Below are 22,814 nucleotides of genomic sequence, written 5' to 3'. Positions count from 1 at the left end.
CGTGGGAGCTGGCAGCATGACGCCCCCCCCCCCCAGCAAGCCCATCAATTGGGAACCGCGCATGCGGATGCGTGGCGGCAAGGTCGCCCGCTATCTTGGGCGCTGCCCTATTACGGAAAAGCACCGGCTTCAGACCAGCAACAAGTACGTCGAATGGACGGACCCGAAGGATACATTCACGGTCTGGCTGGTGGACGACTTCGGACGTTGCCGGGGCGATCTCACGCCGAGCAATCAGGATGTGGTGGGCGTAGCATGAAGGCTGCCCCGATCCCGCAGGTGTGGACCGATCTGCGCCTCCGCCATGTCTGGCCCGTCGCGCTGGTGTTTCTGCCGATGCTGGCCGTGCTGGCGCTGTCCTGCGCCGCCATTCCCTTCCGTTGATTTCCGGGGTCCGCACCTAACCCCGGAAAGCCGGTGCCCCTATGCACCTGACCCCTCGCCGTGGGGGCGCCGGCACCCTTTTCAGGAGCCATCCATGAACCATCAGCATTCCCAGTCTTCAGGCGGCGAAACTCGCAGCCCTGAGGGTCGCACTGCCCCGGCACCCGAACACATCGGGGCCGGGGCAACCCCAGCCGCCGGCGAGCGCGCGGGAGAGGGGTGGAAGCCCGACATGATGATCTACCACGCCAACTGCGCCGATGGCTTCGGCGCGGCCTGGGCTACGTGGATGCGCTGGGGCGATGCTCTGGAATATGTGCCCTGCGCCTATGGGCAGGAGCCGCCCGAGATGATCGACGGACGCAACATCTTGATCGGCGATTTCAGCTTCAAGGCACCGGTGCTCGCCCAGATGGCCAGCCGCGCCGCCAGCATCGTGATCCTCGATCACCACGTCACGGCGCAGGCCGATCTAGCCGATTATCGCCGCTATATCGACAAACCCGAGCGTTTTACGCGGAGGGTCATCACCGGGATGATCGAGGACTTGCAGCGAGGTGGCTACCCTGCCGTGTGCGCGCTGTTCGACATGGAGCGCTCCGGTGCTGTCATGACCTGGGAGTTCTGTTTTCCCGGCCAGCCGGTCCCGCTGCTGCTCCGCCTGATCGAGGATCGCGACCTCTGGCGCCATGCTCGCCCCGAAAGCAAACCGTTCGGGGCATGGCTGCGCTGCGAGCCCTTTGATTTCGAGGGCTGGGAGCTGATTTCGCAAGATCTCGACGACGGGCGCGGCTTCGCCCGGATCATGAATGAGGCGCTGGCTGTCCAGCGCTTCTATGACCAGAAGGTCAGTGAGATTGCGGCGCTGGCTCATCGCGCCATCATCGGCGGGTTCGATGTGCCGGTGTGCAACTGCCCCTACATGTTCGCCAGTGAAGTGGGCCACGCCCTGCTGACGAAGGACGAGGCTGCGCCCTTCACCGCTCTCTATTCGGACGGAAGCACCTCGCGAAGCTGGTCTTTGCGCTCCGAAGATCACCGCGTGGACGTGTCCGAAATCGCCAGAGCCTTTGGCGGCGGCGGCCACCGGAACGCCGCTGGCTTCAGCACCGCCCGCCCTCGCATGCAGGGGCTGATCCATGGATGATCCCGTTACCGCCTCGCATTGGGGCATGCATGCCGCCCCGGCCGCAGCGCCGACACCTGGACCTGCTGATCTGATCGAGCGTATCGCCCGCGATCAGGCAAAGGCCGATGGCTGCGATTGGGATGAACCCTGCACTCAGGACGCCGACAATGATATCTACTGCGAGAGCAGCACCTGTGTTTCGGCCTTCTACGAGGACCATGACGCTGATGCCGCCCGCCGCCATTACCTGAGCCGGGCCGGGACCGCTCTGGCGACCGTCCAAGCCTACATGGCCAGCGATGGTATCACGGACATGGATCGGGAGGCAGTGGCCCATTACAACAGGGTTTTCCCCGATATCCGGCTGACGGATGCCTTTGCCGCCCACCGCCGCGCAGCTGCGGGAAAGGGGGGGGGCTTCCAGTCCGGCGTGGGCGATTGGATGCTGGCCTGCTTTGGCCCCGAGGTATCCGCTGACCGCCTTGAGCGCGCAGACCGGTTCACGGAAGAGGCCCTTGAGCTGGCCCAGACGATGCCGGGCTTCACCGCCGACCGCGCGTATGCGCTGGTGGACTATGTCTTCGGGAGGCCCGTTGGCGAGCGCAATCAGGAAGTCGGGAGTGTCATGGTCACGCTGGCCGCGCTCTGCAATTCGTTCGATCTGGTCATTGCCACCGAGGCCTATCGCGAACTGGCCCGCGTCTGGACGAAGAAGGATGATATCCGCGCGAAACAGGCCAGCAAGCCTGTCGGCTCGGCGCTTCCCGTGGTCGCGCAGGCCGACCCCCGCGACGCGGTGGTTGCAGAGGCGCAATTCCTCGCCGACCGGCTCAATGAGATGGATTGGTCGCTTTCAATGGACGATTTCGCGAATGAGTTTGGGGGGCATGTCGCGCCACCGTTGGCTCGCCTCGGCACTGCCCTTGCCAAATCGGGAGGGAAGAAGTGATCCCGGTTCGCATCAAGGGCTGCACCCGCGTCCTGGGCGCGCCGGAGGGATGGACGCCTGACAGCAGTGGGCCTTGCGTGGGCCTCGCCATCAGGGATGGCAAGGCTGGCGATATGCCAGTCATGGAATCCGCGTGGGAGCCCACGCCTGCCGAGTTGGCCGTGCTGAACAATGGTGGCCGCGTCTACCTGCGGATCGTCGGCACAGGCCATCCCCCTGTCATGGTCTACGCCCTCGGGCCGGGCAGCTCAGAGGAGGCCACCCATAGTTGACCGCGCAGAAATCATCCGGAAGATTCAGGCCCTCCGCGCCCGCGCCGCAGATGCCGCATCCACAGAGGCAGAGGCCGCCATGGCCGCCCGCAAGGCGCAGGAGCTGCTGGATAAGCACAACCTGACGCTGGACGAAGCCGAGGTCCGCGCAGATGGTGTCGAGCGCAAGGTGTGGGACAATGGTGGCGAAAAGGCCCCGGCTGTCGTGGAAGCACTCCCTTTCATCTGCGATGCGCTCAACGTCGATCACTTCTTTTCCGGCGCGCGGATTTCCATCGTGGGCGCTCCAGCCGATGTCGAGGTGGCGCTCTATTACATCGATCTAGTCGAGAACGCGGCATGGCGCTGCTGGAAGACTTTCATGGCGACCTCGGAATATCGGGTCCTGCGCGTCCACACCCGCACCACGCCCCGCAAGATCGGCATGGATTACCGCAAGGGTGTGGCCGTCCGCATGGGCGACCGCATCCGGACACAGGCCGCCGAAGATCGCCCCACCGCGCCCGGCGCGGGCAATGCCCTTGTGCTGGTCAAAGGCCAGATGATCGAGGACTGGCTCGATAAGCATGGGATCAAGCCCAAGGAGCACAAGATGGGCGAGATGAGCGACAGCTTTTCGCGCGGCCTGCGCGATGGCGCCAAGGCGCCGATCTCGCGCGGCGTCGGCTCAGCCCATGTCGCCCGCCCGGCTCTCTCTGGCAAGTCGGAGGCCGAACATGGCTGACAACACCCACATCGAATGGGCCGATGCGACGGTCAACTGGATCAACGGCTGCGAGCTGACCAGCCCCGGCTGTACCAACTGCTATGCCATGCGCCTGGCGGGCACGCGCCTGAAGGATCACCCCACCCGGGAGCATCTGACGCGCCCGACCAAGGCTGGACCGGTCTGGACCGGCATGGTGCGCAACAACCCCAACCATCTCGTCATGCCGGTGGCCTGGCGCAAGCCGCGCCGGATCTTCTGGAATGCCCATGGCGACATGTTCCTGGGCAATGTGGCTGATGGCTGGATCGATATGCAGTTCGCCATCATGGCGATCACGCCCCAGCACACGCATATGTGCCTGACGAAGCGCAACAAGCGCATGCGGGCCTATCTGACGAACGCGGAGACGCCGCGCCGGATCGCCGCCGTGCTGGCCGAGTTCGGCGAGAAGCTGCGCGTCACGCCCGCCATGCGCGCGGCGGTGCTGGCCCCAGCCGTCGAGGGCGAGCCCGGCACGCCCGAGGTTCTGTCCGGCAAACTGCTGCCCTGGCGCACCGCGGCGGATATCATCGACTGGTCGATCCCGTGCCCGTCGATCTTCGACCGCAAGAAGCCGCTGGCCGACAAAACCCTGCGCCGCATCGCCCACGGCATTATGAAATTCGTGATCAACAACCCCAAGCCGTTCATCGTGCCGGTGAAGACATGGGGCGGCGGCGGCAACGGCCCGCGAGACATCGATGAGCCGATGCGCACCACCACCTCCAGCAAGGGCGGGGAATTCGCGCTTGTGACGCCCTATTTCGCCCGCACCGCCCACGGCGATGTGGACAAGAACGGCAAGCGTCGCGGCCAGCCGTGCCACGGGCCGGAGGAACCATTCCCCACCGTCACCCAGAGCGGCGATAGCGCGCTGGTCAGCGCAAAGATGGTTCCCTTTGTCAGCTATGCCCAGCAGGGCGGTGCTAACCGGTCTGTCGAAGATCCGCACCATACCATCTGCGCCAACAACAAGGATCAGAACTGCATCGCAGCGGCCCACCTGGTCCATGTCGGGAATGGCGAGCGGCAGGGGCAGGCCCCGCGCGCGATGGACGCGGAGAAGCCGCTGGGCACCGTGGTGGCGGGCGGTACGAAGCACCACGCCATCATGGCCTTCATGCAGAAGTTCGCCCAGAACGGGCAGGGCGTCGATCCGGCAGAGCCCTTGCATACCGTGATGGCGGGCGCGCCGCGCCATGCCGTGGTCTGCGCCCATATCGAGCAAGCCAACGGCGGCCCGAACAATGACAACCTCGCTGGCCGCCCAGCCGATGCTCCCCTCTCGACTGTCGCCACGGCGGGAAGCCAGCAGCGCGTCGTCACTAGCAACCTGATCAAGCTGCGCGGCACCTGTGCCCACGGCCAGCCGACCGATGAGCCTTTGCATACTGTCAGCGCCGGCGGCCTTCATATGGGCGAGGTTCGCGCCTTCCTGGTCAAATACTACCAGAGCGCCCAGCACGGGCAGGACCTGGAGGAGCCGCTCCACACGCTCACGCACCAGGCGCGGTTTGGGCTAGTCACCGTGATGATCGATGGTGAGGAATATGTGATTGTCGATATCGGCATGCGCATGCTCACCCCGCGCGAGCTGTTCAACGCGCAGGGCTTCCCAGCTGACTACATCATCGAGCATGACGCCCAGGGCAAGCCGATCACGAAGACGGCTCAGGTTGCCAAGTGCGGCAACAGCGTCTGCCCACCTCTGGCCGAGGCGCTGGTGCGAGCTCAGTTCCCTGAGGAATGCGCGCTGGACGCGGAAAAGGAGGCAGCATGACCCGTACCTTCAACCCAGGCAAGCCACGCGACGATGTGCTGCTCGAAATCCTTGGTCAGCGGCATGATGCAATGACCTACGTCGTCCGCAATTATTTGCGCTCAAGCCCTTACCTTTTCGATGTCGAGACCCCGTGGGTTTTGCGCCAGATGAAGCGCCTTGAGCGCGCCGGCAAGGTGAAGCGCGTCTCCACCTCCTATGCTGTCCAGATCTGCTGGGCACTGGTGAAGGAGCATGTGGGATGAAGGTTCGTGAAATCGACCTCCGCCATGGTGCAGATTCCGCCCGGTTCGGCAATGCCATGCTGGCTTGCGAGGGATATGCGCCGGAATGCTCCCTTGCTGGCCGCTGCCTGTCCAGCGGCGATTGCTTCGCCAGTCCGCCGCACCTTGTTGCAGCCCGCATGATTGAGGGTCTGCTGCCGACTGACGGGCGCGCTGGGCTGCATCTCGCATACCTGCGCCGTGCCGCTGAAATGCTTAGGGAAGGGAGGATCGGCCTATGAACAAGCGAACGGATATCCCCGCATGGCCGGCGATGATGAGGCGCTCCACGGCAGCGGCCTATCTGGACCTGAGCGAGGTCTCTTTCACTAAAGAGATCGCCGCCGGACGGATGCCCACCGGGATCATCCTGGGTGGCCGCGAGCACTGGCGCCGGGATGCTATCGACGCGGCGATAAACAATCTGAGTGCTCCGCAAGTCCCCGATCATATCCGACGCTTTGAAGAGCGTATTGCCATGCAACGGAGCGCGAATGTCGCATGAAACGTAAGCCGAAGCTGAAGTATGTGAAGTTCCAGATCAGCAAGGGCAAGCTCTACGGCTATTTCAACACCGGCTGTAAGCAAAATGGCAAGCTGATCTGGACTGCTCTGCCTCCCTATAACTCTCCCGGCTTCTGGGACAGCTACAATACCATGATGGGGCACCGTACCCGCCGGTCTTCAGCTTTGCCAACGGTCAAGGATCTGGTGGCGCGCTACGAGGCCGCCGATGAGTTCGCTGCCCTCAAGCCCGGGAGCCGCAAGCTCTATCGTCTGACGATGGACAAGGTAGTGGCCAATTTTGGCGATTTCCCGCTGGATGACGTTACCCGGGGCCGCGTTGCTGATGTCTTGCCGGGCCTTAAGGGCAACGCCACCCGCAACATATTCCTCGCGGTTCTGAAGGTGTTGTTCCGATTCGCACGCATCAACGAGATGACCAACGCCGATCCGGCCAAGGATTTCGTGCGCTTCAAGACAGGCGAGCATGAGCCATGGCCTGCCGAACTGATAGAGGCAGCGTTGACCTGCGACGATGCCCGCGTGCGCCTGGCCGTCCATCTGCTCTACTATACCGGGCAGCGCATCGGTGATGTGTGCAAGATGCGCTGGGACAGCATTCGCGGCAACCGGGTTAGCGTCGTAAAGGATATGAGCGTTCGAGGCAGCCGACTTAACATCGTTCAGGAAAAGACCGACAAGCATCTTTCGATCTTCCTCCATAAGGATCTGGCCAAGGAACTGGATTCCGTCGAACGGACAGGCGAGACGATCATCACCAGCATCACAGGGACCCAACTCGGCACCAACGCTCTGCGGAACAACATCCAGGCCTTTGCCGAGGGCTTGGGCTTCGAGGTGGTGCCCCATGGCTTGCGCAAGAATGCGGTGAACAGCCTCTTGGAGGCAGGATGTCTGCCGCAGGAGGTAGCCGCCGTGACCGGGCAATCCATGGCCATGATCGAGCACTACGCCAAGCGGGTGAACCAGCCTTTGCTGGGCGATTCTGCCATCTTGAAACTGGAGCGATCAACGGTTTAGGTGGGCCCTAACCCACTTGGAACGAATCAAGAAAGTTCAAACCGACTTTCAAACACCGCTCCATTCGTCGCAATTTCGAGGCTTAGGGTTATCCCAATGTTTACCCTTCGGGCGCATAGCCGAGCGTGAACTGCCGTATCCCTCTTCGCACCCGCACCAAGGCGCGAAGGCCCGGATGCCGCCCAGTCCGGGAAGATATGATGCCGAGCAAGACAGCCGTTCACACCATTGCCGGCGCGGCTCTCGCCAGCCTGACCCTGAGCGGTTGCGCGGGCGACGGCACGGCGGCACGGTTGCCGGCGGCCAATTTCGTGGCGCATCAGGAAGGCCCGGGCGAGGACTATATCATTGGCCCGATGGACGAATTGACCGTCTTCGTCTGGCGCAACCCCGAACTGGGCTCCAAGGTGCAGGTGCGGCCCGATGGACGCATCACCACGCCGCTGATCACCGACATGCCGGCCGTGGGCAAGACGCCCAGCATGCTGGCGCAGGACATCCAGCTCCAGCTTTCGCAGTATATTCAGGATCCGCTGGTCTCGGTGATCGTCACGCGCTTTGCGGGCACCTTCTCGGAACAGATCCGCATCGTGGGCGCCACCGGCAAGCCCGCAAGCTTGCCCTATCGTGCCAATATGACCATTCTGGACGCGATGATTGCAGTGGGCGGGCTCTCCGAATATGCTGCGGGCAACCGGGCCAAGCTGATCCGTTACGACAAGGCCACCGGCCACCAGCAGGAGTTCGCCCTGCGGCTGGGCGATCTGCTCAAGAAGGGTGACAGCAAGGCCAATGTGATGCTGATGCCGGGCGATGTCATCATCATCCCCGAAAGCATGTTCTAAGCAGCGAGGCTGGATCAAACCCTTATGAACTCGCTCTTCGACGATATCAAAGCCACGCTCTTCTCGATCTGGCGCCGCCGCTGGATCGCGCTGGGCGTTGCCTGGCTGGTGTGCCTTGCGGGCTGGGGGATGGTCAGCACCATTCCCAATACGTATCAATCGCATGCGCGCATCATGGTGCAGCTTTACGATCCGCTTTCGGCGCAGGTCGGCATCGATGCCGGGGACCGCAAGCGCGATGTGGACCGTGTGCGCGATACGCTCACCAGCTCGGCCAATCTGGAAAAGGTGGTGCGCGGCACCCGTCTGGGCGACAACATCACCGATCGCAAGCAGATGGAGGGCATGATTGCGGGCCTTTCCAAATCGATCAAGATCGTCGCCACGCAGGACAACATTTTCGAGATCAGCGCCGAATCGCGCTCGGGCGGCGGGATGAGCGATGCCGATGGCGCGCATCTGGCGCAGGACATCGTGCGCAAGGTGATCGACATTTTCGGCGACGAGAACAACAGCACCAATCAGGGCGAGATGAAGCAGACGCTGGACTTCCTCGACCAGCAGCTGGTGAACCGTCAGGGTGAGCTGCAGGCCGCCGAACAGCGCCGCCTCACCTTCGAGACCCAGCATCCCGAACTGGCGCAGGGCGGCGTCTCGACGATCCAGCAGATGGAGCAGAACCGCGCCGAGATGCGTGGCCTCGATGGCGATATCGCCGCCGCGCAGAGCGCGCTGGCCGCCGTCAACGGCCAGATGGCCGGCGTTGCCCCCACGATTGCCGGGGTTTCCGCGCCCGGCCAGCTTGGTGGCACGCGGGCGCAACTGGCGCAGCTGCAATCCGATCTCGTCGGCATGCACGCGCGCGGCATGACCGACAATCACCCCGATGTGATCGCGGCGCGCAACCAGATCGTGGCGCTGAAAGCCCAGATCCGCGCAGAGGGGCCCACGCCTGTCGCCGGGCCGGGCGCGCAGCCCAATCCGGCCTACACCACGCTGGAATCGATCCGCGTGGAGCGCACCGCCAACCTTCAGGCGCTTCAGGCGCGGCGCGCCACCATCGAGCAGGCCATCGCCACCCAGACGGCGCGCCAGCTCAGCAATCCCGAACTGGCGCAGGAAGCGCAGAACATCAGCCGCGACTACGACATTCTCAAAGCCCAATATGACAAGCTGCTGCAGGACCGCGAGGAATTGCGGCTGCGCGGTCAGGTCGTGGCGGCCCATGGCGCCACCAAGTTCCAGGTGCTCGATCCGCCGGTGCTGCCGCATGGCGCCTCGGCGCCCAACCGTCCGCTGCTGCTGATGGTGGTGCTGGTGGCGGGGATCGGCGCTGGGCTGGGTGTGGCCTTTGCGCTGGGTGAGCTGCAGTCCAGCTTCGCCACCACGGCCAAGCTGGAGCGTGTGACCGGCCTGCCGGTGCTGGGGGCGATTTCGCAGTCGCTGTCGGATGCGGCGCGGGCGGAACGCAAGCGGGGCCTGCGCGGCTTTGTCGCCGCCAGCGGCGCGCTGGGTGGGCTGTTCATGCTGCTGGTGATGATGGAACGCTTCAACATCGGCGGCGGGGCCTGAGGAGATGGCGATGTTCGAACCCAGGAAACTGAAGCCTCAGGGCAACGCCGGACAAGGTTCGGATGGCGAGGGCCAGGATGGCCATGGTCAGGATGGACGGGGGCAGGTCGTGCCGCTGGGCCAGCCCGGCGCCGCTTCACCCGAGCAGGCGCCGATCCGGCCTCAGCCCCTGCCTCAGGGCACTCCCGTGCCGCAGGCTGCTTCGGTCGATCCGCAGACGGGCGCGCCTTATCCGGCGCAGCCGCAGCAATTTCCGCCCTATGGACAGCCGCTTTTCGGGCAGGGTGGCCAGCCACCTCTCGGGCAGGGTGGCCAGCCACCTCTCGGGCAAGGTGGCCAGCCACCTTTCGGGCAAGGCGGTCCGCCGCCTTACGGGCATCCGGCTTATGGGCAAGCGCCCTACGGACAGGGTGGACATCCCGCCTATCCCTACCCCTCGCAGGGTCTTCCGCCGCAGCAGGCCTATGGCCAGCCCCCGGCCTGGCCCGGCTACCCGCCTCAGGGTTATGCCCAGCAGCCGGGCTATCCCCAGCAGGGCTATTCCCCACAACCCGCGCCCGCCGCTCAGCAGCCCATCACCCCGCCGCCGCCCGCGCGGCCGCGCCATGCCGTCAACCGCGCCGCTCTGGCCGAAGCGGGGCTGATCGTGCCGGAAAGCGGGGCCACCGCCCAGCTTGAAGAGTTCCGCATCGTCAAGCGCCAGCTGTTGGCCCAGGCCGAGGAGCTGCGCCGCATGCGCTCCGGCCCCGCCAGCCAGCGCATCATGATCACCAGTCCCCATCCGGGCGAGGGCAAGACCTTCTGCGCGCTCAATTTCGCCATGTCGATCGCGGCGGAAAAGGAAGCCGAGGTGGTGCTGATCGACCTCGATCTGGCGCGTTCCTCCGCGTTGGGCCTGCTGGGCATTCCGGCGGGGCCGGGGCTGATGGATGCGCTGGTCGATCCGCGCGTGGATGTGCGTTCGCTGGTGATCCCCACCGATGTGGCGGGCCTGTCGGTGCTGCCGGGCGGTCGCCCCACCAATTCGGACGCGGAATATCTCGCCAGCTCGCGCGCGCCCCGCGTGCTCGATCTGCTGACCGAGGGCTATCCGCGCCGCATCGTCGTCATCGACACGCCGCCCACGCTGGCCACCATGTATCCTGCCGAGGTCGCCAAGCTGGTCGGGCAGGTGGTGATGGTGGTGCGCGCCGACAAGACCAGCACCAATGCGGTGCAGGATGCCGCCTCTTTGCTGGCGGGTTGCCCCAATGTGCAACTGCTGCTCAATGCGGTGCAGTTCAGCCCCAGCGGGCGGCGCTTCGGCTCCTATCACGGATATCGCGGATGAAAGTGTCGGGGGTCTTCCTCTTAACGGTAAGCCTGACGGCGCTGGCAGCGCCGGGCATGGCTGTGGCCAAGGGCGCGCCGGGCGCGGCGATGGCCTATGACACCGGCGGCCTGCTTCAGGCCGATGCGGACCAAAGCGCTGCGCCTGCGCCCCAGGCCTCCCCACAGTCTTCGGCGGACTCTGCCACACGCAGCACGCTGCAGGCCACGCCCAATTCGGCCTATGGCGCTAATTCCTATAATTCCGGGCCCTACAACAATGTGGTTTCCTATAATGGTGAACCGCAGGACAACGATCCCTCCTCCACCGATATCTCCACCCGGCAGGCCCCGCAGATACGCGGCGCGCGCGGCGCGGCGAACGGTGGCGTGAGCATGCAGGAGGTCGATGGCGCGGGCGGCGGCGATGATACCGTGCTGGCCCCCTCGGCGCTGATTCCCGGCCAGATCAACACCTTCGGCAGCGGCGATCTGCATGGCCGCCCGCTGGTGATCCGCCCCTATATCGAGGCGCAGCAGGTGGCCTATGTGCCGCTCTCGCCCTCCAGCGATGTTCTGACCTATTCGGTGCTGGCGGCGGGCGTGGACGGTCTGGTCAATGGCCGCAACACGCAGGGCGCGATTTCCTTGCGCTATCAGCGCAACATCGGCTGGGGCCGCGCGCAGGACAGCGACAATGTCAGCGGCATCGCCAATTTCTCGACCCGCCTCACCGGTGAGGGCAAAGGCGGGCTCTATATGGATTACGGCGGTTACGCCAACCGCGTGAACACCTACGCCGGGGGCGCGACCTTTGCGGGCGTGAACAGTCAGGGCGATTTCCTCAGCCAGATCTATTCGGTCTATGCCGGGCCGCGCTACGCCACGCAGCTGGGCGATGTGGCGGTGAACGCCGCCTATCACGCGGGCTACACCAAGGTGGATGGCAGCGACGGCGCGGTGGCGGCCGGCGGCGGCATCCTTGGCCATTCGCTCTCGCAGGATGCGCGTCTGGCCGCCGCGACCAAGCCGGGCGATCTGGGCCTGCCTGTCGGCCTGACGGGCGAGGCGGGCTATTACCGGCAAGATATTTCCAACCTCGACCAGAAGGTGGAGGATGTGCACGCCCGCGCGGGCGTGATCGTGCCGGTGACCCAGAATCTGAACGCCATCGGCACGATTGGCTATGAAAAGGTGCAGGTCAGCAGCCGCGATGCGGTGCGTGACGCCAGCGGCAACCCCGTGGTGGACAGCCATGGCCGCTATGTGACCGATTATGCCAGCCCGCGCATCATGGCCTTCGACACCAGCGGGCTGATCTGGGATGTGGGCGTGCAATGGCGCCCCAACCCCCGCACCAGCGCCGAGGCGCATATCGGGCGGCGTTATGGCCGTCTTGGCGGCTATGGCTTCTTCAACTGGAAGCCCAATGGCCGCACCACCTTCAATGTGGTGGCCTATGAGAACCTCACCGGTTTCGGCGGCGCCTTGACCACGGCGCTCAGCTCCGCGCCGACCAGCTTTACCGCCATTCGCGATCCGATTTCGGGTGGCCTCACCAGCTGCGTCGGTTCATCCACGGGCGGGGGCTGCGTCAGCGGCGGGCTTGGCTCGCTCAACGGGCAGATCTATCGCGGGCGCGGCGTGACGGCCAGCGCCATCTATGATTTCGGCCATTGGCAGGCGGGCCTTGCCGGTGGCTGGGAGCGGCGGCAGTATATCGGCGCCCCCGATACGGTGCTGGCTGCGCTGGACGGCAAGGCCGACCAGTATTACTGGGGCGCCGCGATGGTCAGCGGCAAGCTGAGCCAGCGCTCCACCATCCAGACCACGCTGGAGCTTTACCGCTTCGAGAGCGGTCTGGCGGCGGCAGGCGATACCACCGGCGTGAGTGCAACAGCTCTGTATAATTACTATTTCACACGGCACCTTAGCGGCAACGCCTCTGCGGTTATCACGGGGGCCAAGACCGATCAGAGCGAGGACATCTGGATCGCATCCGGGGCCCTTGGCATGCGCTACACCTTCTGATCGGCGGAGGACTGACGATGTTCGATGATTTTTACGGCTTCACCGCTCGCCCGTTCCAGCTGACGCCCGATCCGGCGTTCTATTTCGAAAGCGCGACGCATCGCAAGGCGCTCTCCTATCTGGGCTATGGCCTGGCGCAGGGCGAGGGTTTCGTGGTCATCACGGGGGACGTCGGCACCGGCAAGTCCACGCTCGTCGCTCATTTGATGGCCACCATCGACCGCCAGCGCCTGACCGCCGCGCAGGTCGTCACCAGCCGTCTGGACGATACCGATCTGGTGCAGCTTGTGGCGCAGGCCTTCGCCATCCGCGCCGAGGGCGAGGCCGCGCTGGGCCGCGATCCCGGCACCGGCAAGGCCAAAGCCCTTTCGCAGATCGAGGCCTTCCTGCATGCCGAGGCGCGCAACGGCCGCCGCTGCCTGCTGGTGGTGGATGAAAGCCAGAACCTCAGCGACGAGGCGCTGGAAGAGCTGCGCATGCTCTCCAACTTCCAGCTGGGCAATCATCCGCTGCTGCAGATCCTGCTGCTGGGCCAGCCCGAATTCCGCGACCACCTCTCGGCCCATGCCGGGCTGGAGCAGCTGCGCCAGCGCGTGATCGCCGCCCATCATCTGGAGCCCATGGGCGTGGATGAGGTGGAGGCCTATCTGGGCCACCGTTTGCGTCTGGTCGGCTGGCAGGGCCGCCCGACCTTCGCGCCCTCGCTGTTTGGTGAGATCCATCAGGCCAGCGGCGGCGTGCCGCGCCGGATCAACCAGATCGTCAGTCGCCTGCTGATGGCGGGCGGCGCCGAGCAGCGCGATCAGCTGGACGGCGTGCTGCTGGCCCGTGTGCTGAGCGAGATGGTGGCCGATGGCGGCCTGTCGCTGGGCCGCGTGATCGCCGAGCCCGCGCATGAGGCGCCTGCTGTGCTGACCGCGCGCGCCGCCGGTGGGCAGAAGCCGGTTGAGGAGCATCATGCCTCGCTGTCGGAAGAACTCGGCGCCCGTCTGGCCGAGCAGGCTGCGCAGATCGCCGAATTGCAACATGCCGTGATCGAGCTGGCCAGTGGACAGGGTGTGGAACGCCCCGAGGATGCGGCTCAAGCCGCCGCCTCGGCTGCTCAGGCCGCGGCCATCGAGACGCTGACCGCCCGCCTCGGCGAGCTTGAGGCCCGTCTGGCCGAGCAGGACCGCACTTTGCGTCACACGTTGACCATGCTGATCGAATGGATCGAGCGCGACGGGACGCCCCGCGTCGCCGCCTGACCTTTAGGAGAGTTTACCGTGCCCAAGTCCGCCATCGTCAATGGCCTGTCCGTGGACGTGGAGGACTGGTTTCAGGTCGGCGCCTTCGAAAAGGTGATCGACCGCGCGGATTGGGATTCGCTGGAACACCGCGTGGCGGCCAACACCAGCGCCGTGCTGGACCTGTTCGCCGCCGCCGATGTAAAAGCCACCTTCTTCACCCTGGGCTGGGTGGCGAAGCGCCATCCCGCGCTGATGCGGCGCATCGTGGCCGAGGGACACGAATTGGCCAGCCACGGCCTCGATCATGCCCGCGTCTTTACGCTGGGGGCGCAGCGCTTCGCCGAGGATCTGACCGAATCGCGCAAGATTCTCGAGGATGCCGGGGGCGTGGCGATCAAGGGCTATCGCGCGCCCAGCTTCTCCATCGATACGCGCACGCCCTGGGCCCACCCCATTCTGGCCGAGCAAGGGTACGACTATTCCTCCAGCGTGGCGCCCATCGCGCATGACCATTACGGCTGGCGCGAGGCGCCGCGTTTCGCCTTCCGCCCGCTGGCGGACAGCGCGCTGATTGAAATTCCCGTCACCACGGTGGAGGTGGCCGGGCGGCGTCAGGCGGCGGGCGGCGGCGGCTTCTTCCGCCTGTTCCCCTACTGGTTCAGCCAATGGGCGCTGCGGCGGGTCAACAGCCATGACCGGCGCCCCGCCATCACCTATTTCCACCCCTGGGAGATCGACCCCGGCCAGCCGCGCGTGGCGCAGGCCCCGGCGCGTTCGCGCTTGCGTCATTATACGAATCTTGACGTAATGGCGCCTAAGCTCGCGCGACTGGTGCGAGATTTTCAATGGGGTCGTATGGATATGCTGGCCAAGGCCGAGGCGCCCGGGGCGCTGCCTTTCATCATGCCGGGGGCGGAGACGGGGACCGGGGCCGGGCAGGCGGCATGAACGCGCCGCTTCGGATGGCTGTGGGGGCAGTTCGCCTCGCTGATTTGCGCGACCCTCAGGATGAGCGGCGGATCGAGGGTTTTCTGGCCGATCACCCCGACGCCACGCCGTTCCATCGCCCGGCTTGGCTGCTGGCGGTGGCGCAGGGCACGGGTAACCAGCCGCTGGCGCTGGTGCTGGAATGCTCTGGCGCGCTGATCGGCTATCTGCCGCTGACCTTGGTGACGTCGCCGATCTTCGGGCGCGTGCTGGCCTCCACCGGCTTTGCCGTGGGCGGCGGCCTGCTGATGGAGGAAGGCGCCGATCCCGCCCCGCTCTTCGCCGCGCTGGAGGATCTGGCCACAAAGCACAAAGCTCCCTCGGCGGAACTGCGCGGCGGTTTGCTGCCGGAAAGCCGCCAGGGCTGGGCGGTGAAGAACCAGTCGCATGCCGGTTTCATCCGCCCCCTGGCCGCCAGTGACGAGGCCGAACTCACCGCCATCCCCCGCAAGCAGCGCGCCGAGGTCCGCAAGGGTCTGGCCAATGATTTCGAGGTGGTGACGGGCGGCAAGGCGCTTTCCGCCGAGCATTACCAGATTTATGCCACCAGCGTGCGCAATCTGGGCACGCCGGTTTTCCCGCGCGCGCTGTTCCGCGCCGTGCTGCAGCGTTTTGGGCAGGATGCCGATATTCTCACCGTGCGCCATCAGGACAAGGCGGTGGCCAGCGTGCTGTCGCTCTATCATCGCGGCGCGGTGATGCCCTATTGGGGCGGCGGCACATGGGAGGCGCGATCCTTGCGCGCCAATGACCGCATGTATTACGAACTGATGCGTCATGCGCGCCTGCGGGGTTGCACCCATTTCGATTTCGGGCGCTCCAAGACGGGCAGCGGCGCCTATGATTTCAAGCGCAACTGGGGGTTCGAGCCCGCGCCGCTGTCCTATGGCGTCTACACCGCGCCGGGAGCCACGCCGCGCGATGCCGATCCCACCAGCGCGACGCATTCGCGCCGGATCGAGCTGTGGAAGAAGCTGCCTTTGCCCGTCGCCAATCTGATTGGCCCGTGGATCGCGCGGGGGCTGGGGTGAGCGCATCCTCTTCCGGCAACGAAATCCTGTTTCTGGCCCACCGCCTGCCGTTCCCGCCCGATCGGGGCGACAAGATCCATTCGCATCATGTGCTCAAGGCTCTGGCGGCGCTGGCGCCGGTGCATGTCGCCTGTTTCGCCGACGATGCGGGCGATTGGGCGCATGAGGACGAATTGGCCGCCTGCGCCAAGACCTATGGCCTGCGCCCCCGCAAGAAGCCTCTGCCGCTGGCCGGGCTGGAGGCTTTGGCCAAGGGCCAGCCGATCAGCCTCACGGCCTTTCATGACAAGGCTTTGGCCGATTATGTCCACGCCACGCTGGCCAGCGGCCAGATCGGCACGATTTTCGTCTTTTCCGGCCAGATGGGGCAATATGTACCGGCTGGCTTCAAGGGAAAGGTGATCCTCGATCTGGTGGACGTCGATTCGGCCAAATTCGACGCCTATGGGCGGGAGGGCAAGGGTCCGATGCGTTGGGTCCATGCCCGCGAGGGCCGCCTGCTGGCTGCGGAAGAGGCGCGTCTGGCGGCCCGTGCGAACGCCACGCTGCTGGTCAGCCAGAACGAGGCGGCCTTGTTGAAAAGCCGCCTGCCCGCCGGAAGCCCGGCAAAGGTGGGCGTGCTGAGCAATGGCATCGACTGCGACTTTTTCTCGCCTGATGGAGCGCCTGATGCTGCTCTGGCCGCCCAGCCTGGGCCGAAGCTGATCTTCACCGGGCAGATGGATTATGCCCCCAACATCGCCGCCGTCACCCGCGCGGCGCAGCAGCTGATGCCCGCCATCCTTGCCGAGCATCCCGAGGCCAGCTTCCATATCGTGGGCCGCGCCCCCACCCCCGCCGTGCAGGCGCTGCATGGGGTGAACGGCACGCAGGTCCATGGCGCGGTGCCCGATATGCGACCCTTTCTTGCCGCCGCCGATGTGGCTCTGGTGCCGCTGGAGATCGCGCGCGGCGTGCAGAACAAGGTGCTGGAGGCCATGGCCATGGCACTGCCCTGCGTCCTCTCCCCCGGCGCCGCCACAGGCATCGAAGCGCGGGACGGCACCGACTACATCATCGCCCGGAGCGATCAGGCGCTGATCGAGGCCACCCTCAACCTGCTGGGCAACCCCGAAAGCGCCAAAGCCATGGGCCAGTCCGCCCGCGCCCATGTGCTGGCCCATACCAGCTGGCAGGCCGCCATGGCCCCGCTCGCCGCGCTGGTCGGAGCCGCCTGAGATGGCGCGCGAACAATTCTCGCCGGACTGGGGCAAGGGGCTCACCCTGCTGGCCCTGCTCTGGGGCATCATGATCGGCGCGGCCAGTCAGGAATGGCGGGCCATGGCCGATCAGTGGTGGAACATCTCCACCTACACCCATGTGCTGCTGATCCCGCTGATCCTGGGCTGGCAGGTCTGGCACCGCTGGGCCGAAGCCAAACAGCTGCGCCCCGCCTGCTGGTGGCCCGGGCTGGTCCTGCTGCTGCTGGCGGCATTGGTCTGGGTGGCGGGGCGCCTCGCCAATCTGGCCGAGCTGGCGCAGTTCGGCGCGGTGGGGATGCTGATCGCCGCCGTGCCGCTGATGCTGGGCACGCGGGTGGCGGCGGCTTTCCTTTTCCCGCTGGCCTATATGGTCTTTCTGGTGCCCTTCGGCGACGAGATCATCCCGCCGCTGCAAACCATCACCGCGCGCCTGTGCATCTGGCTGGTGGTGATGACTCATGTCTCCGCCCATATCGACGGCGTCTTCATCGCCACCCCCGCCGGCCTGTTCGAGGTGGCGGAGGCCTGCTCGGGCGTGAAATTCCTGGTGGCGATGCTGGCCTTTGGCGTGCTGGCGGCCAATGTCTGTTTCCGCTCATGGACGCGCCGCGCGGCCTTTATGGCGCTCTGCGTGGTGGTGCCGGTGCTGGCCAACGGGGTGCGCGCCTGGGGCACGATCTATGTGGCGCAGATCAAGGGTGCGGCCTATGCGGGCGGGGTCGACCATATCATCTATGGCTGGTTCTTCTTCGCCGCCGTGATCGCCGCCATTCTGGCCATCAGCTGGCCCTTCTTCGACCGCAAGGTGCGCGATCCCATGATCGACGGCGCCGCCATCGCGAAAAACCCGGTGCTGGCGCAGCTGGATCGCTGGCGCTGCCCGCTGGGGCTGGCGGGGGGCGGGGCTTTTGTCATCGTGCTGGCGTGCCTCGTGTGGTCCACGGCGGCGGCGCGGCTGGAAGCGCCCATGCCGCCCCGGATCGAGGTGCCTCAGGTGCCTGGCTGGCACCGCGTTGGCACGCCGCTGCTGGTGGACTGGACGCCGCGCGCCGCCGGGGCCGACCACCGCATCCAGCTGCGCTATGCCGACGACAAGGGCCGCATCGTGGACATGTTCTTCGCTTTGTATGCGGCGCAGGGCCCGGGCCGCAAGGCGACCGGCTTTGGCGAGGGCGCTTTGCCGCCCGGCTCGGCATGGCAATGGCAGGGGCCGGGTGCGGGGGCTCTGGCGGCCAGGGGCGACCGCTTGCTGGCGCAGGGCCACCTCGCGCGCCTCGCCCAGACGACATGGCACACCGGAGACATCAGCACCGCCTCCACGGTGACGCTGCGCCTTGCGAATCTGGAGGACCGGCTGATGCTGCGCCGCGTGCCCACGATGATGCTGATCCTCTCGGTGGAAGAGGATGCCGCGCAGGCTCAGGCGCCGATGGGCGATCCGGCGGTGGATACGCTGCATGATTTCCGCCGCGCCATCGGGCCGGTGGGCAGCTTTATGGATCATATCGCGCTGGGCACGCCCGATGGCGATGATGATGCCGATTAGGGCGATGGCAAGGTCTGCCGCGCTAGGCTATGCCGCGAAAAGAGGTTTCTTATGTGCGGCATAGCAGGCATTTTCCATCGGGACGCGCGGGGCAGGGCCGATGCCGAAGTGCTGCGCGCCATGTGCGATGCCATCGCCCATCGCGGGCCGGACGGCTATGGCGTGTGGGAGGGCGGCGCGGTTGCTTTGGGCCATCGGCGGCTCTCGATCATCGATATTGCCGGCTCGCCCCAGCCCATGGCCTCGACCGATGGCCGGGCCATGCTGGTCTTCAACGGCGAGATCTACAATTACCGCGAATTGCGGGCCGAACTGGCCGGGCAGGGCGCGCGCTTCCACACCGATGGCGACAGTGAGGTCATTCTGGCGGCCTATCAGCGCTGGGGCGTCGATTGCGTCAGTCGCTTTTCGGGCATGTTCGCCTTTGCGCTCTATGATCTGGACCGGCGGCAGTTGCTGCTGGCGCGGGATCGTCTGGGGGTCAAGCCGCTCTATCTGGCGGAGCTGGCGGATGGCAGCACGATCTTCGCCTCCGAACTGAAGGCGCTGATCGCTCACCCGGCGCTGGAGCGGCGCATCGATCCGCTGGCTGTCGAGGACTATCTGGCCTGGGGCTATGTGCCCGATCATCGCTGCGTTCTGGCCGGGGTGCGCAAGCTGCCCGCCGCCCATGTGCTGCTGCTGAGCCATGATGCGCCCGTAACCGCGCCAAAACCCTATTGGGATGTGACATTCGCCGAACGCCACAAGGGCAGCGAAGCGGATCTGACGGCTCAGCTGGCCGATCTGCTGCGCTCCGCCGTGAAGAGCCGGATGGTGGCCGATGTGCCGCTGGGCGCCTTCCTCTCGGGCGGGGTGGACAGCTCCAGCGTGGTCGCGCTGATGGCCGAGGACAGCAGCCATCCGGTGCGGACCTGCTCGATCGGCTTCGATGTGAAGGCGCTTGATGAAACGGGCTATGCCGAGCAGGTGGCGCAGCGCTACGGCACGGATCATGTCAGCCGCATCGTCAGCCCCGATGATTTCGAGGCGGTGGACCACCTCGCCGCCATGTTCGACGAGCCCTTCGCCGATGCCAGCGCCCTGCCGACATGGCGCGTCTGCCAGCTGGCGCGCGAGAGCGTGACGGTGGCCCTCTCCGGCGATGGCGCGGATGAGGCTTTCGCCGGATACCGCCGCCACCGCTTCCAGCATGGCGAGGACCGGGTGAGGGGCCTGGTGCCCTCGGCGCTGCGCGCGCCTTTGTTCGGGCTGGCCGGGCGGCTCTACCCCAAGGCCGACTGGGCCCCGCGCCCGCTGCGGGCCAAGACCACGCTGCTGTCCTTGGCGGGCTCCTCGGCACAGGCCTATGCCAGCGCGATCTCGGTGACGGGGCCGGGGATGCGCGACAAGCTCTACAGCGACGATTACCGCCGCCTGCGCGGCGAGTACCGCGCCGAGCAGCCCTTTATCGAACTGATGGAGAAAGCCCCGGCGCGCTCCGGGCTGGACGCCGCGCAATATGCCGATCTCAAATTCTGGCTGCCGGGCGATATTCTCACCAAGGTGGACCGCGCTTCCATGGCGGTCTCTCTGGAGGCGCGCGAGCCTCTGCTGGATCACCGCCTGATCGAATTCGCCGCGGGTCTGCCTGAAAGCATGCGCATTCGCGGCACACAGGGCAAATGGCTGATGAAGCAGGCGATGAAGCCCCAGCTGCCCGAGGATATCCTCTTTCGCCCCAAGCAGGGCTTCGTCACCCCCATCGCGCAATGGTTCCGGGGGCCTCTGGCGGGCGCGGCGCGGGGGATCGCCCAAGGCGGAGCGCTCTCCCGCACCGGCTGGTTCGACAGCGCGGCCATCGACCGCGCCGCTCAAGCCCATATCGCGGGCACCAGCGACCACTCACGCCTGCTGTGGCAGCTGCTTCAGCTGGACCGTTCGCTCACCCACCTCGGGCTGGTCTAACCGGGCCGGTAATCGCGCTGGCCGGTGCCGGGGTGATACCAGACCTGCATGACCTGCCCGGTCTCCTCATCGAGGAATTTCTCGGTTGTGGGCTCCCAGCCGGTCACAGGCGGCTCTGCCCGCCCGCGGTAACGCCGGTCCACCAGCACCGAAATCGCCAGCACTGCGCCCATTACGCCCAGCGGCCACGCCGGCCAAAACGCCAGCGACACAGCCACCAGCGCGACCCCAATGGACAGCACCGCGATGCTGGCGACCGGACGCATTACAAAGGCTCGATCTTCACCGCCGTGCCATAGGCGACGACCTCATTCATCGCCTGCCCGATCTGCCCGGAATCGAAGCGCATCATCACCACCGCATCGGCGCCCATCGCCCGCGCATTGCTGACCAGCCGGTCCAGCGCGTGGCGGCGCGTGTCCTCCACCAGAGCGGAATATTCCTTGATCTCGCCGCCGATGATGGTGCGCAAAGCGGCGACGAAATTGCCCGTAAGCCCACGGCTGCGAACCACCACGCCAAAGACCTGTCCCAGCGATTGCGTGGTGCGATAACCCGCGACGTTTTCGGTGGTGGTGACGAGCATGGTTCGTTCTCCCTTTTGGTTAGAGGGAAACTAGCAGGAAGAAGAGGAAATGCGAGGGCCATCGCCCTCGCGCTCCCTTTCCTTGTCGGCGTTGCGCTTCGGGTTCGACCATGGCGCCAAGGTCGCCGCGCCGCAGGCATGAAACACATGGCGCCGCTCCATCGATTAGAGATTCGATTGCCTGCGGCGCTTCACGCTGCGCAGGTGGAGAGCCTGGGCGCGCCAATGCGGAACCACTGCCCGATCGCCGGGAGACGTAACGGGGGTGCAGGGGGCGATGGCCCCCTGCTTTTATCCCTTAACCTCTTCGTCCACACCATGCCCAGCGGCCAGATAATCCCGGCTCTGCATTTCCATCAGACGGCTGATGGTGCGGTCGAACTCGAAGCGGCCATCGCCGGCTTCATACAGGTCTTCGGGCGAGGTCTCCGCCGTGACGAACAGCTTCACCTTATGCTCGTAAAGCGAATCGATCAGCGTCACGAAGCGCGCGGCCTCGTTGCGGTTTTCCGGGCCCATGCGTTTCACGCCGACGAGGATCACCGTGTGGTAATGCCGCGCCACGGCGAGATAATCCGAGGCCCCGCGCGCCTCGCCGCACAGCTTCTTGAAGCTGAAGACAGCCACGCCCTTCAGGCTCTTGGGCACATGCAGCAGGCGGCCCCCGCCCACATCCAGATCGACCGAGGGCACGTTGGCGGCGTCCTCGGGCGGGTAGTCGGTGAGGCGGAAGAAGGCCTCGCGCACGCGGTGGGTTGCGGCTTCGCCCAGCGGCATGTGCCAGGTGGCGATGCCGGTGAGGCGTTCGAGGCGGTAGTCGACCGGGCCGTTGAGCGTCAGCACATCCAGATCGCCCTCGATCAGGGCGATGAAGGGCAGGAAATGCTCGCGGTTGAGGCCGTCCTTGTAGAGATCCTTGGGCGCGCGGTTGCTGGTCGTCACAATCACCAGCGCGTGGTCGCGGATCAGAGCGGTAAAGAGCCGGCTCATGATCATGGCGTCGGCGGAGTTGTTGACGACCATCTCGTCGAAGGCCAGCACGCGCAGGCCCTTGGCGATGCGCGCGGCGACCTGCGGGATAGGATCGCCGGTTTCGCCCTTGCGGACGTCGCGCATCACCTCGTGCACTTCCAGCATGAAGGCGTGGAAGTGGACGCGGCGCTTTTCGGGGATGGAGAGCGTATCGTGGAACAGGTCCATCAGCATGGACTTGCCGCGCCCCACGCCGCCCCACATGTAGAGCCCGCGCGGGGGAGCCGCCTTGCGGCCCAGCAGGCGGCCGAAGAAGCCGCCGGAGGGGGCGGCCTCCAGCTCGTCCTGCAAATGGGCCAGACGCTGGGCCGCAGCGGCCTGTTCGGCGTCGGGGCGCAGCTCTTCTGCGGAAATCAGCTTTTGATAATGTGCGATCAGGCCAGCCATGG

General features: G+C 65.8%; 24 protein-coding genes. 21 read left to right on the top strand and 3 right to left on the bottom strand.

Annotation, left to right across the window (positions count from 1 at the left end):
* The 21 genes from SR3_RS17780 to SR3_RS17685 form a co-directional block, all read left to right on the top strand.
* Nucleotides 1–259 (top strand): hypothetical protein (locus tag SR3_RS17780; RefSeq protein WP_218018842.1); only part of this gene is annotated, 259 nt, incomplete at its 5' end.
* Nucleotides 256–384, top strand: a complete 129-nt coding sequence (locus SR3_RS32670; protein ID WP_281198731.1) for a hypothetical protein — start codon at nucleotides 256–258, stop codon at nucleotides 382–384. The genes SR3_RS17780 and SR3_RS32670, both read left to right, overlap by 4 nt.
* Nucleotides 385–616: 232 nt before the next feature.
* Complete coding sequence (locus SR3_RS17775; protein WP_068089203.1) at nucleotides 617–1,531, top strand: DHHA1 domain-containing protein; 915 nt, start codon at nucleotides 617–619, stop codon at nucleotides 1,529–1,531.
* A gap of 25 nt (nucleotides 1,532–1,556) precedes the next feature.
* On the top strand, nucleotides 1,557–2,462 hold the full coding sequence (locus tag SR3_RS32095) for a hypothetical protein (protein WP_174549161.1): 906 nt from the start codon (nucleotides 1,557–1,559) through the stop codon (nucleotides 2,460–2,462).
* A complete protein-coding gene (locus tag SR3_RS17765; RefSeq protein WP_068089200.1) occupies nucleotides 2,459–2,734 on the top strand; it encodes a hypothetical protein in 276 nt (91 codons plus the stop codon). Before SR3_RS32095 ends, SR3_RS17765 begins: the two co-directional genes overlap by 4 nt.
* Nucleotides 2,634–3,458 (top strand): DUF2786 domain-containing protein, encoded by an 825-nt coding sequence (locus SR3_RS17760; protein WP_084455686.1) that lies wholly within the window; start codon nucleotides 2,634–2,636, stop codon nucleotides 3,456–3,458. The genes SR3_RS17765 and SR3_RS17760 overlap by 101 nt, the downstream gene beginning before the upstream one ends.
* Nucleotides 3,451–5,262 carry a DUF5131 family protein gene (locus tag SR3_RS17755; protein ID WP_068089194.1) on the top strand — a complete coding sequence of 604 codons (1,812 nt, stop codon included), beginning with the start codon at nucleotides 3,451–3,453 and terminating at the stop codon, nucleotides 5,260–5,262. Before SR3_RS17760 ends, SR3_RS17755 begins: the two co-directional genes overlap by 8 nt.
* Nucleotides 5,259–5,507 carry a hypothetical protein gene (locus SR3_RS17750; protein WP_068089191.1) on the top strand — a complete coding sequence of 83 codons (249 nt, stop codon included), beginning with the start codon at nucleotides 5,259–5,261 and terminating at the stop codon, nucleotides 5,505–5,507. The genes SR3_RS17755 and SR3_RS17750 overlap by 4 nt, the downstream gene beginning before the upstream one ends.
* Nucleotides 5,504–5,767 carry a hypothetical protein gene (locus SR3_RS17745; protein WP_068089188.1) on the top strand — a complete coding sequence of 88 codons (264 nt, stop codon included), beginning with the start codon at nucleotides 5,504–5,506 and terminating at the stop codon, nucleotides 5,765–5,767. The genes SR3_RS17750 and SR3_RS17745 overlap by 4 nt, the downstream gene beginning before the upstream one ends.
* Entirely contained in the window at nucleotides 5,764–6,030 is a 267-nt protein-coding gene (locus tag SR3_RS17740) for a hypothetical protein (protein ID WP_068089186.1), read from the top strand. Before SR3_RS17745 ends, SR3_RS17740 begins: the two co-directional genes overlap by 4 nt.
* Nucleotides 6,027–7,070 (top strand): tyrosine-type recombinase/integrase, encoded by a 1,044-nt coding sequence (locus tag SR3_RS17735; protein WP_068089183.1) that lies wholly within the window; start codon nucleotides 6,027–6,029, stop codon nucleotides 7,068–7,070. Before SR3_RS17740 ends, SR3_RS17735 begins: the two co-directional genes overlap by 4 nt.
* 200 nt (nucleotides 7,071–7,270) lie before the next feature.
* Nucleotides 7,271–7,915, top strand: coding sequence for an XrtA/PEP-CTERM system exopolysaccharide export protein (locus SR3_RS17730; protein ID WP_068089228.1), 645 nt, complete (start codon nucleotides 7,271–7,273; stop codon nucleotides 7,913–7,915).
* A 24-nt stretch (nucleotides 7,916–7,939) separates the two neighbouring features.
* On the top strand, nucleotides 7,940–9,487 hold the full coding sequence (locus SR3_RS17725) for an XrtA system polysaccharide chain length determinant (RefSeq protein WP_068089181.1): 1,548 nt from the start codon (nucleotides 7,940–7,942) through the stop codon (nucleotides 9,485–9,487).
* Between the two features lie 10 nt (nucleotides 9,488–9,497).
* Nucleotides 9,498–10,817 (top strand): tyrosine-protein kinase family protein, encoded by a 1,320-nt coding sequence (locus SR3_RS17720; RefSeq protein ID WP_157098931.1) that lies wholly within the window; start codon nucleotides 9,498–9,500, stop codon nucleotides 10,815–10,817.
* A complete protein-coding gene (locus SR3_RS17715) occupies nucleotides 10,814–12,826 on the top strand; it encodes a preprotein translocase subunit YajC (protein ID WP_157098930.1) in 2,013 nt (670 codons plus the stop codon). The genes SR3_RS17720 and SR3_RS17715 overlap by 4 nt, the downstream gene beginning before the upstream one ends.
* A gap of 17 nt (nucleotides 12,827–12,843) precedes the next feature.
* Entirely contained in the window at nucleotides 12,844–14,073 is a 1,230-nt protein-coding gene (locus SR3_RS17710) for an AAA family ATPase (protein WP_068089173.1), read from the top strand.
* A gap of 18 nt (nucleotides 14,074–14,091) precedes the next feature.
* Nucleotides 14,092–15,003, top strand: coding sequence for an XrtA system polysaccharide deacetylase (locus SR3_RS17705; RefSeq protein WP_068089170.1), 912 nt, complete (start codon nucleotides 14,092–14,094; stop codon nucleotides 15,001–15,003).
* Nucleotides 15,000–16,073 carry a FemAB family XrtA/PEP-CTERM system-associated protein gene (locus tag SR3_RS17700; RefSeq protein WP_068089166.1) on the top strand — a complete coding sequence of 358 codons (1,074 nt, stop codon included), beginning with the start codon at nucleotides 15,000–15,002 and terminating at the stop codon, nucleotides 16,071–16,073. Before SR3_RS17705 ends, SR3_RS17700 begins: the two co-directional genes overlap by 4 nt.
* Nucleotides 16,070–17,290, top strand: coding sequence for a TIGR03087 family PEP-CTERM/XrtA system glycosyltransferase (locus SR3_RS17695; RefSeq protein WP_068089225.1), 1,221 nt, complete (start codon nucleotides 16,070–16,072; stop codon nucleotides 17,288–17,290). The genes SR3_RS17700 and SR3_RS17695 overlap by 4 nt, the downstream gene beginning before the upstream one ends.
* Before the next feature lies 1 nt (nucleotide 17,291).
* A complete protein-coding gene (gene xrtA / locus SR3_RS17690; RefSeq protein WP_068089163.1) occupies nucleotides 17,292–18,860 on the top strand; it encodes an exosortase A in 1,569 nt (522 codons plus the stop codon).
* A gap of 51 nt (nucleotides 18,861–18,911) precedes the next feature.
* Nucleotides 18,912–20,807, top strand: coding sequence for an XrtA/PEP-CTERM system amidotransferase (locus tag SR3_RS17685; protein ID WP_068089160.1), 1,896 nt, complete (start codon nucleotides 18,912–18,914; stop codon nucleotides 20,805–20,807).
* On the opposite strand, the gene SR3_RS17680 is transcribed toward SR3_RS17685, so the two are convergent.
* The 3 genes from SR3_RS17680 to zapE all read right to left on the bottom strand — a co-directional run bounded on the left by SR3_RS17680 (nucleotide 20,804) and on the right by zapE (nucleotide 22,812).
* Nucleotides 20,804–21,073 (bottom strand): hypothetical protein, encoded by a 270-nt coding sequence (locus SR3_RS17680; protein WP_068089157.1) that lies wholly within the window; start codon nucleotides 21,071–21,073, stop codon nucleotides 20,804–20,806. The genes SR3_RS17685 and SR3_RS17680 overlap by 4 nt on opposite strands.
* Nucleotides 21,073–21,393, bottom strand: a complete 321-nt coding sequence (locus SR3_RS17675) for a heavy metal-binding domain-containing protein (protein ID WP_068089154.1) — start codon at nucleotides 21,391–21,393, stop codon at nucleotides 21,073–21,075. The genes SR3_RS17680 and SR3_RS17675 overlap by 1 nt, the downstream gene beginning before the upstream one ends.
* Before the next feature lie 291 nt (nucleotides 21,394–21,684).
* Complete coding sequence (gene zapE / locus SR3_RS17670) at nucleotides 21,685–22,812, bottom strand: cell division protein ZapE (RefSeq protein ID WP_068089151.1); 1,128 nt, start codon at nucleotides 22,810–22,812, stop codon at nucleotides 21,685–21,687.
* Nucleotides 22,813–22,814: the final 2 nt, after the last annotated feature.

The sequence above is a fragment of the Novosphingobium rosa NBRC 15208 genome (assembly GCF_001598555.1).
Taxonomy (GTDB): Bacteria; Pseudomonadota; Alphaproteobacteria; order Sphingomonadales; family Sphingomonadaceae; genus Novosphingobium; species Novosphingobium rosa.
This window is presented reverse-complemented; position numbering and strand designations above follow the sequence as displayed.

Coding starts and splice junctions, on each gene's coding strand:
- zapE (WP_068089151.1), bottom strand. CDS start 22,812: ATGGCTGGCCTGATCGCACATTATCAAAAGCTGATTTCCGCAGAAGAG.
- SR3_RS17760 (WP_084455686.1), top strand. CDS start 2,634: ATGGTGGCCGCGTCTACCTGCGGATCGTCGGCACAGGCCATCCCCCTG.
- SR3_RS17775 (WP_068089203.1), top strand. CDS start 617: ATGATGATCTACCACGCCAACTGCGCCGATGGCTTCGGCGCGGCCTGG.
- SR3_RS17720 (WP_157098931.1), top strand. CDS start 9,498: ATGTTCGAACCCAGGAAACTGAAGCCTCAGGGCAACGCCGGACAAGGT.
- SR3_RS17735 (WP_068089183.1), top strand. CDS start 6,027: ATGAAACGTAAGCCGAAGCTGAAGTATGTGAAGTTCCAGATCAGCAAG.
- SR3_RS17680 (WP_068089157.1), bottom strand. CDS start 21,073: ATGCGTCCGGTCGCCAGCATCGCGGTGCTGTCCATTGGGGTCGCGCTG.
- SR3_RS32670 (WP_281198731.1), top strand. CDS start 256: ATGAAGGCTGCCCCGATCCCGCAGGTGTGGACCGATCTGCGCCTCCGC.
- SR3_RS17725 (WP_068089181.1), top strand. CDS start 7,940: ATGAACTCGCTCTTCGACGATATCAAAGCCACGCTCTTCTCGATCTGG.
- SR3_RS17700 (WP_068089166.1), top strand. CDS start 15,000: ATGAACGCGCCGCTTCGGATGGCTGTGGGGGCAGTTCGCCTCGCTGAT.
- SR3_RS17675 (WP_068089154.1), bottom strand. CDS start 21,393: ATGCTCGTCACCACCACCGAAAACGTCGCGGGTTATCGCACCACGCAA.
- SR3_RS17750 (WP_068089191.1), top strand. CDS start 5,259: ATGACCCGTACCTTCAACCCAGGCAAGCCACGCGACGATGTGCTGCTC.
- SR3_RS17740 (WP_068089186.1), top strand. CDS start 5,764: ATGAACAAGCGAACGGATATCCCCGCATGGCCGGCGATGATGAGGCGC.
- SR3_RS17755 (WP_068089194.1), top strand. CDS start 3,451: ATGGCTGACAACACCCACATCGAATGGGCCGATGCGACGGTCAACTGG.
- SR3_RS32095 (WP_174549161.1), top strand. CDS start 1,557: ATGCATGCCGCCCCGGCCGCAGCGCCGACACCTGGACCTGCTGATCTG.
- xrtA (WP_068089163.1), top strand. CDS start 17,292: ATGGCGCGCGAACAATTCTCGCCGGACTGGGGCAAGGGGCTCACCCTG.
- SR3_RS17745 (WP_068089188.1), top strand. CDS start 5,504: ATGAAGGTTCGTGAAATCGACCTCCGCCATGGTGCAGATTCCGCCCGG.
- SR3_RS17715 (WP_157098930.1), top strand. CDS start 10,814: ATGAAAGTGTCGGGGGTCTTCCTCTTAACGGTAAGCCTGACGGCGCTG.
- SR3_RS17685 (WP_068089160.1), top strand. CDS start 18,912: ATGTGCGGCATAGCAGGCATTTTCCATCGGGACGCGCGGGGCAGGGCC.
- SR3_RS17710 (WP_068089173.1), top strand. CDS start 12,844: ATGTTCGATGATTTTTACGGCTTCACCGCTCGCCCGTTCCAGCTGACG.
- SR3_RS17730 (WP_068089228.1), top strand. CDS start 7,271: ATGCCGAGCAAGACAGCCGTTCACACCATTGCCGGCGCGGCTCTCGCC.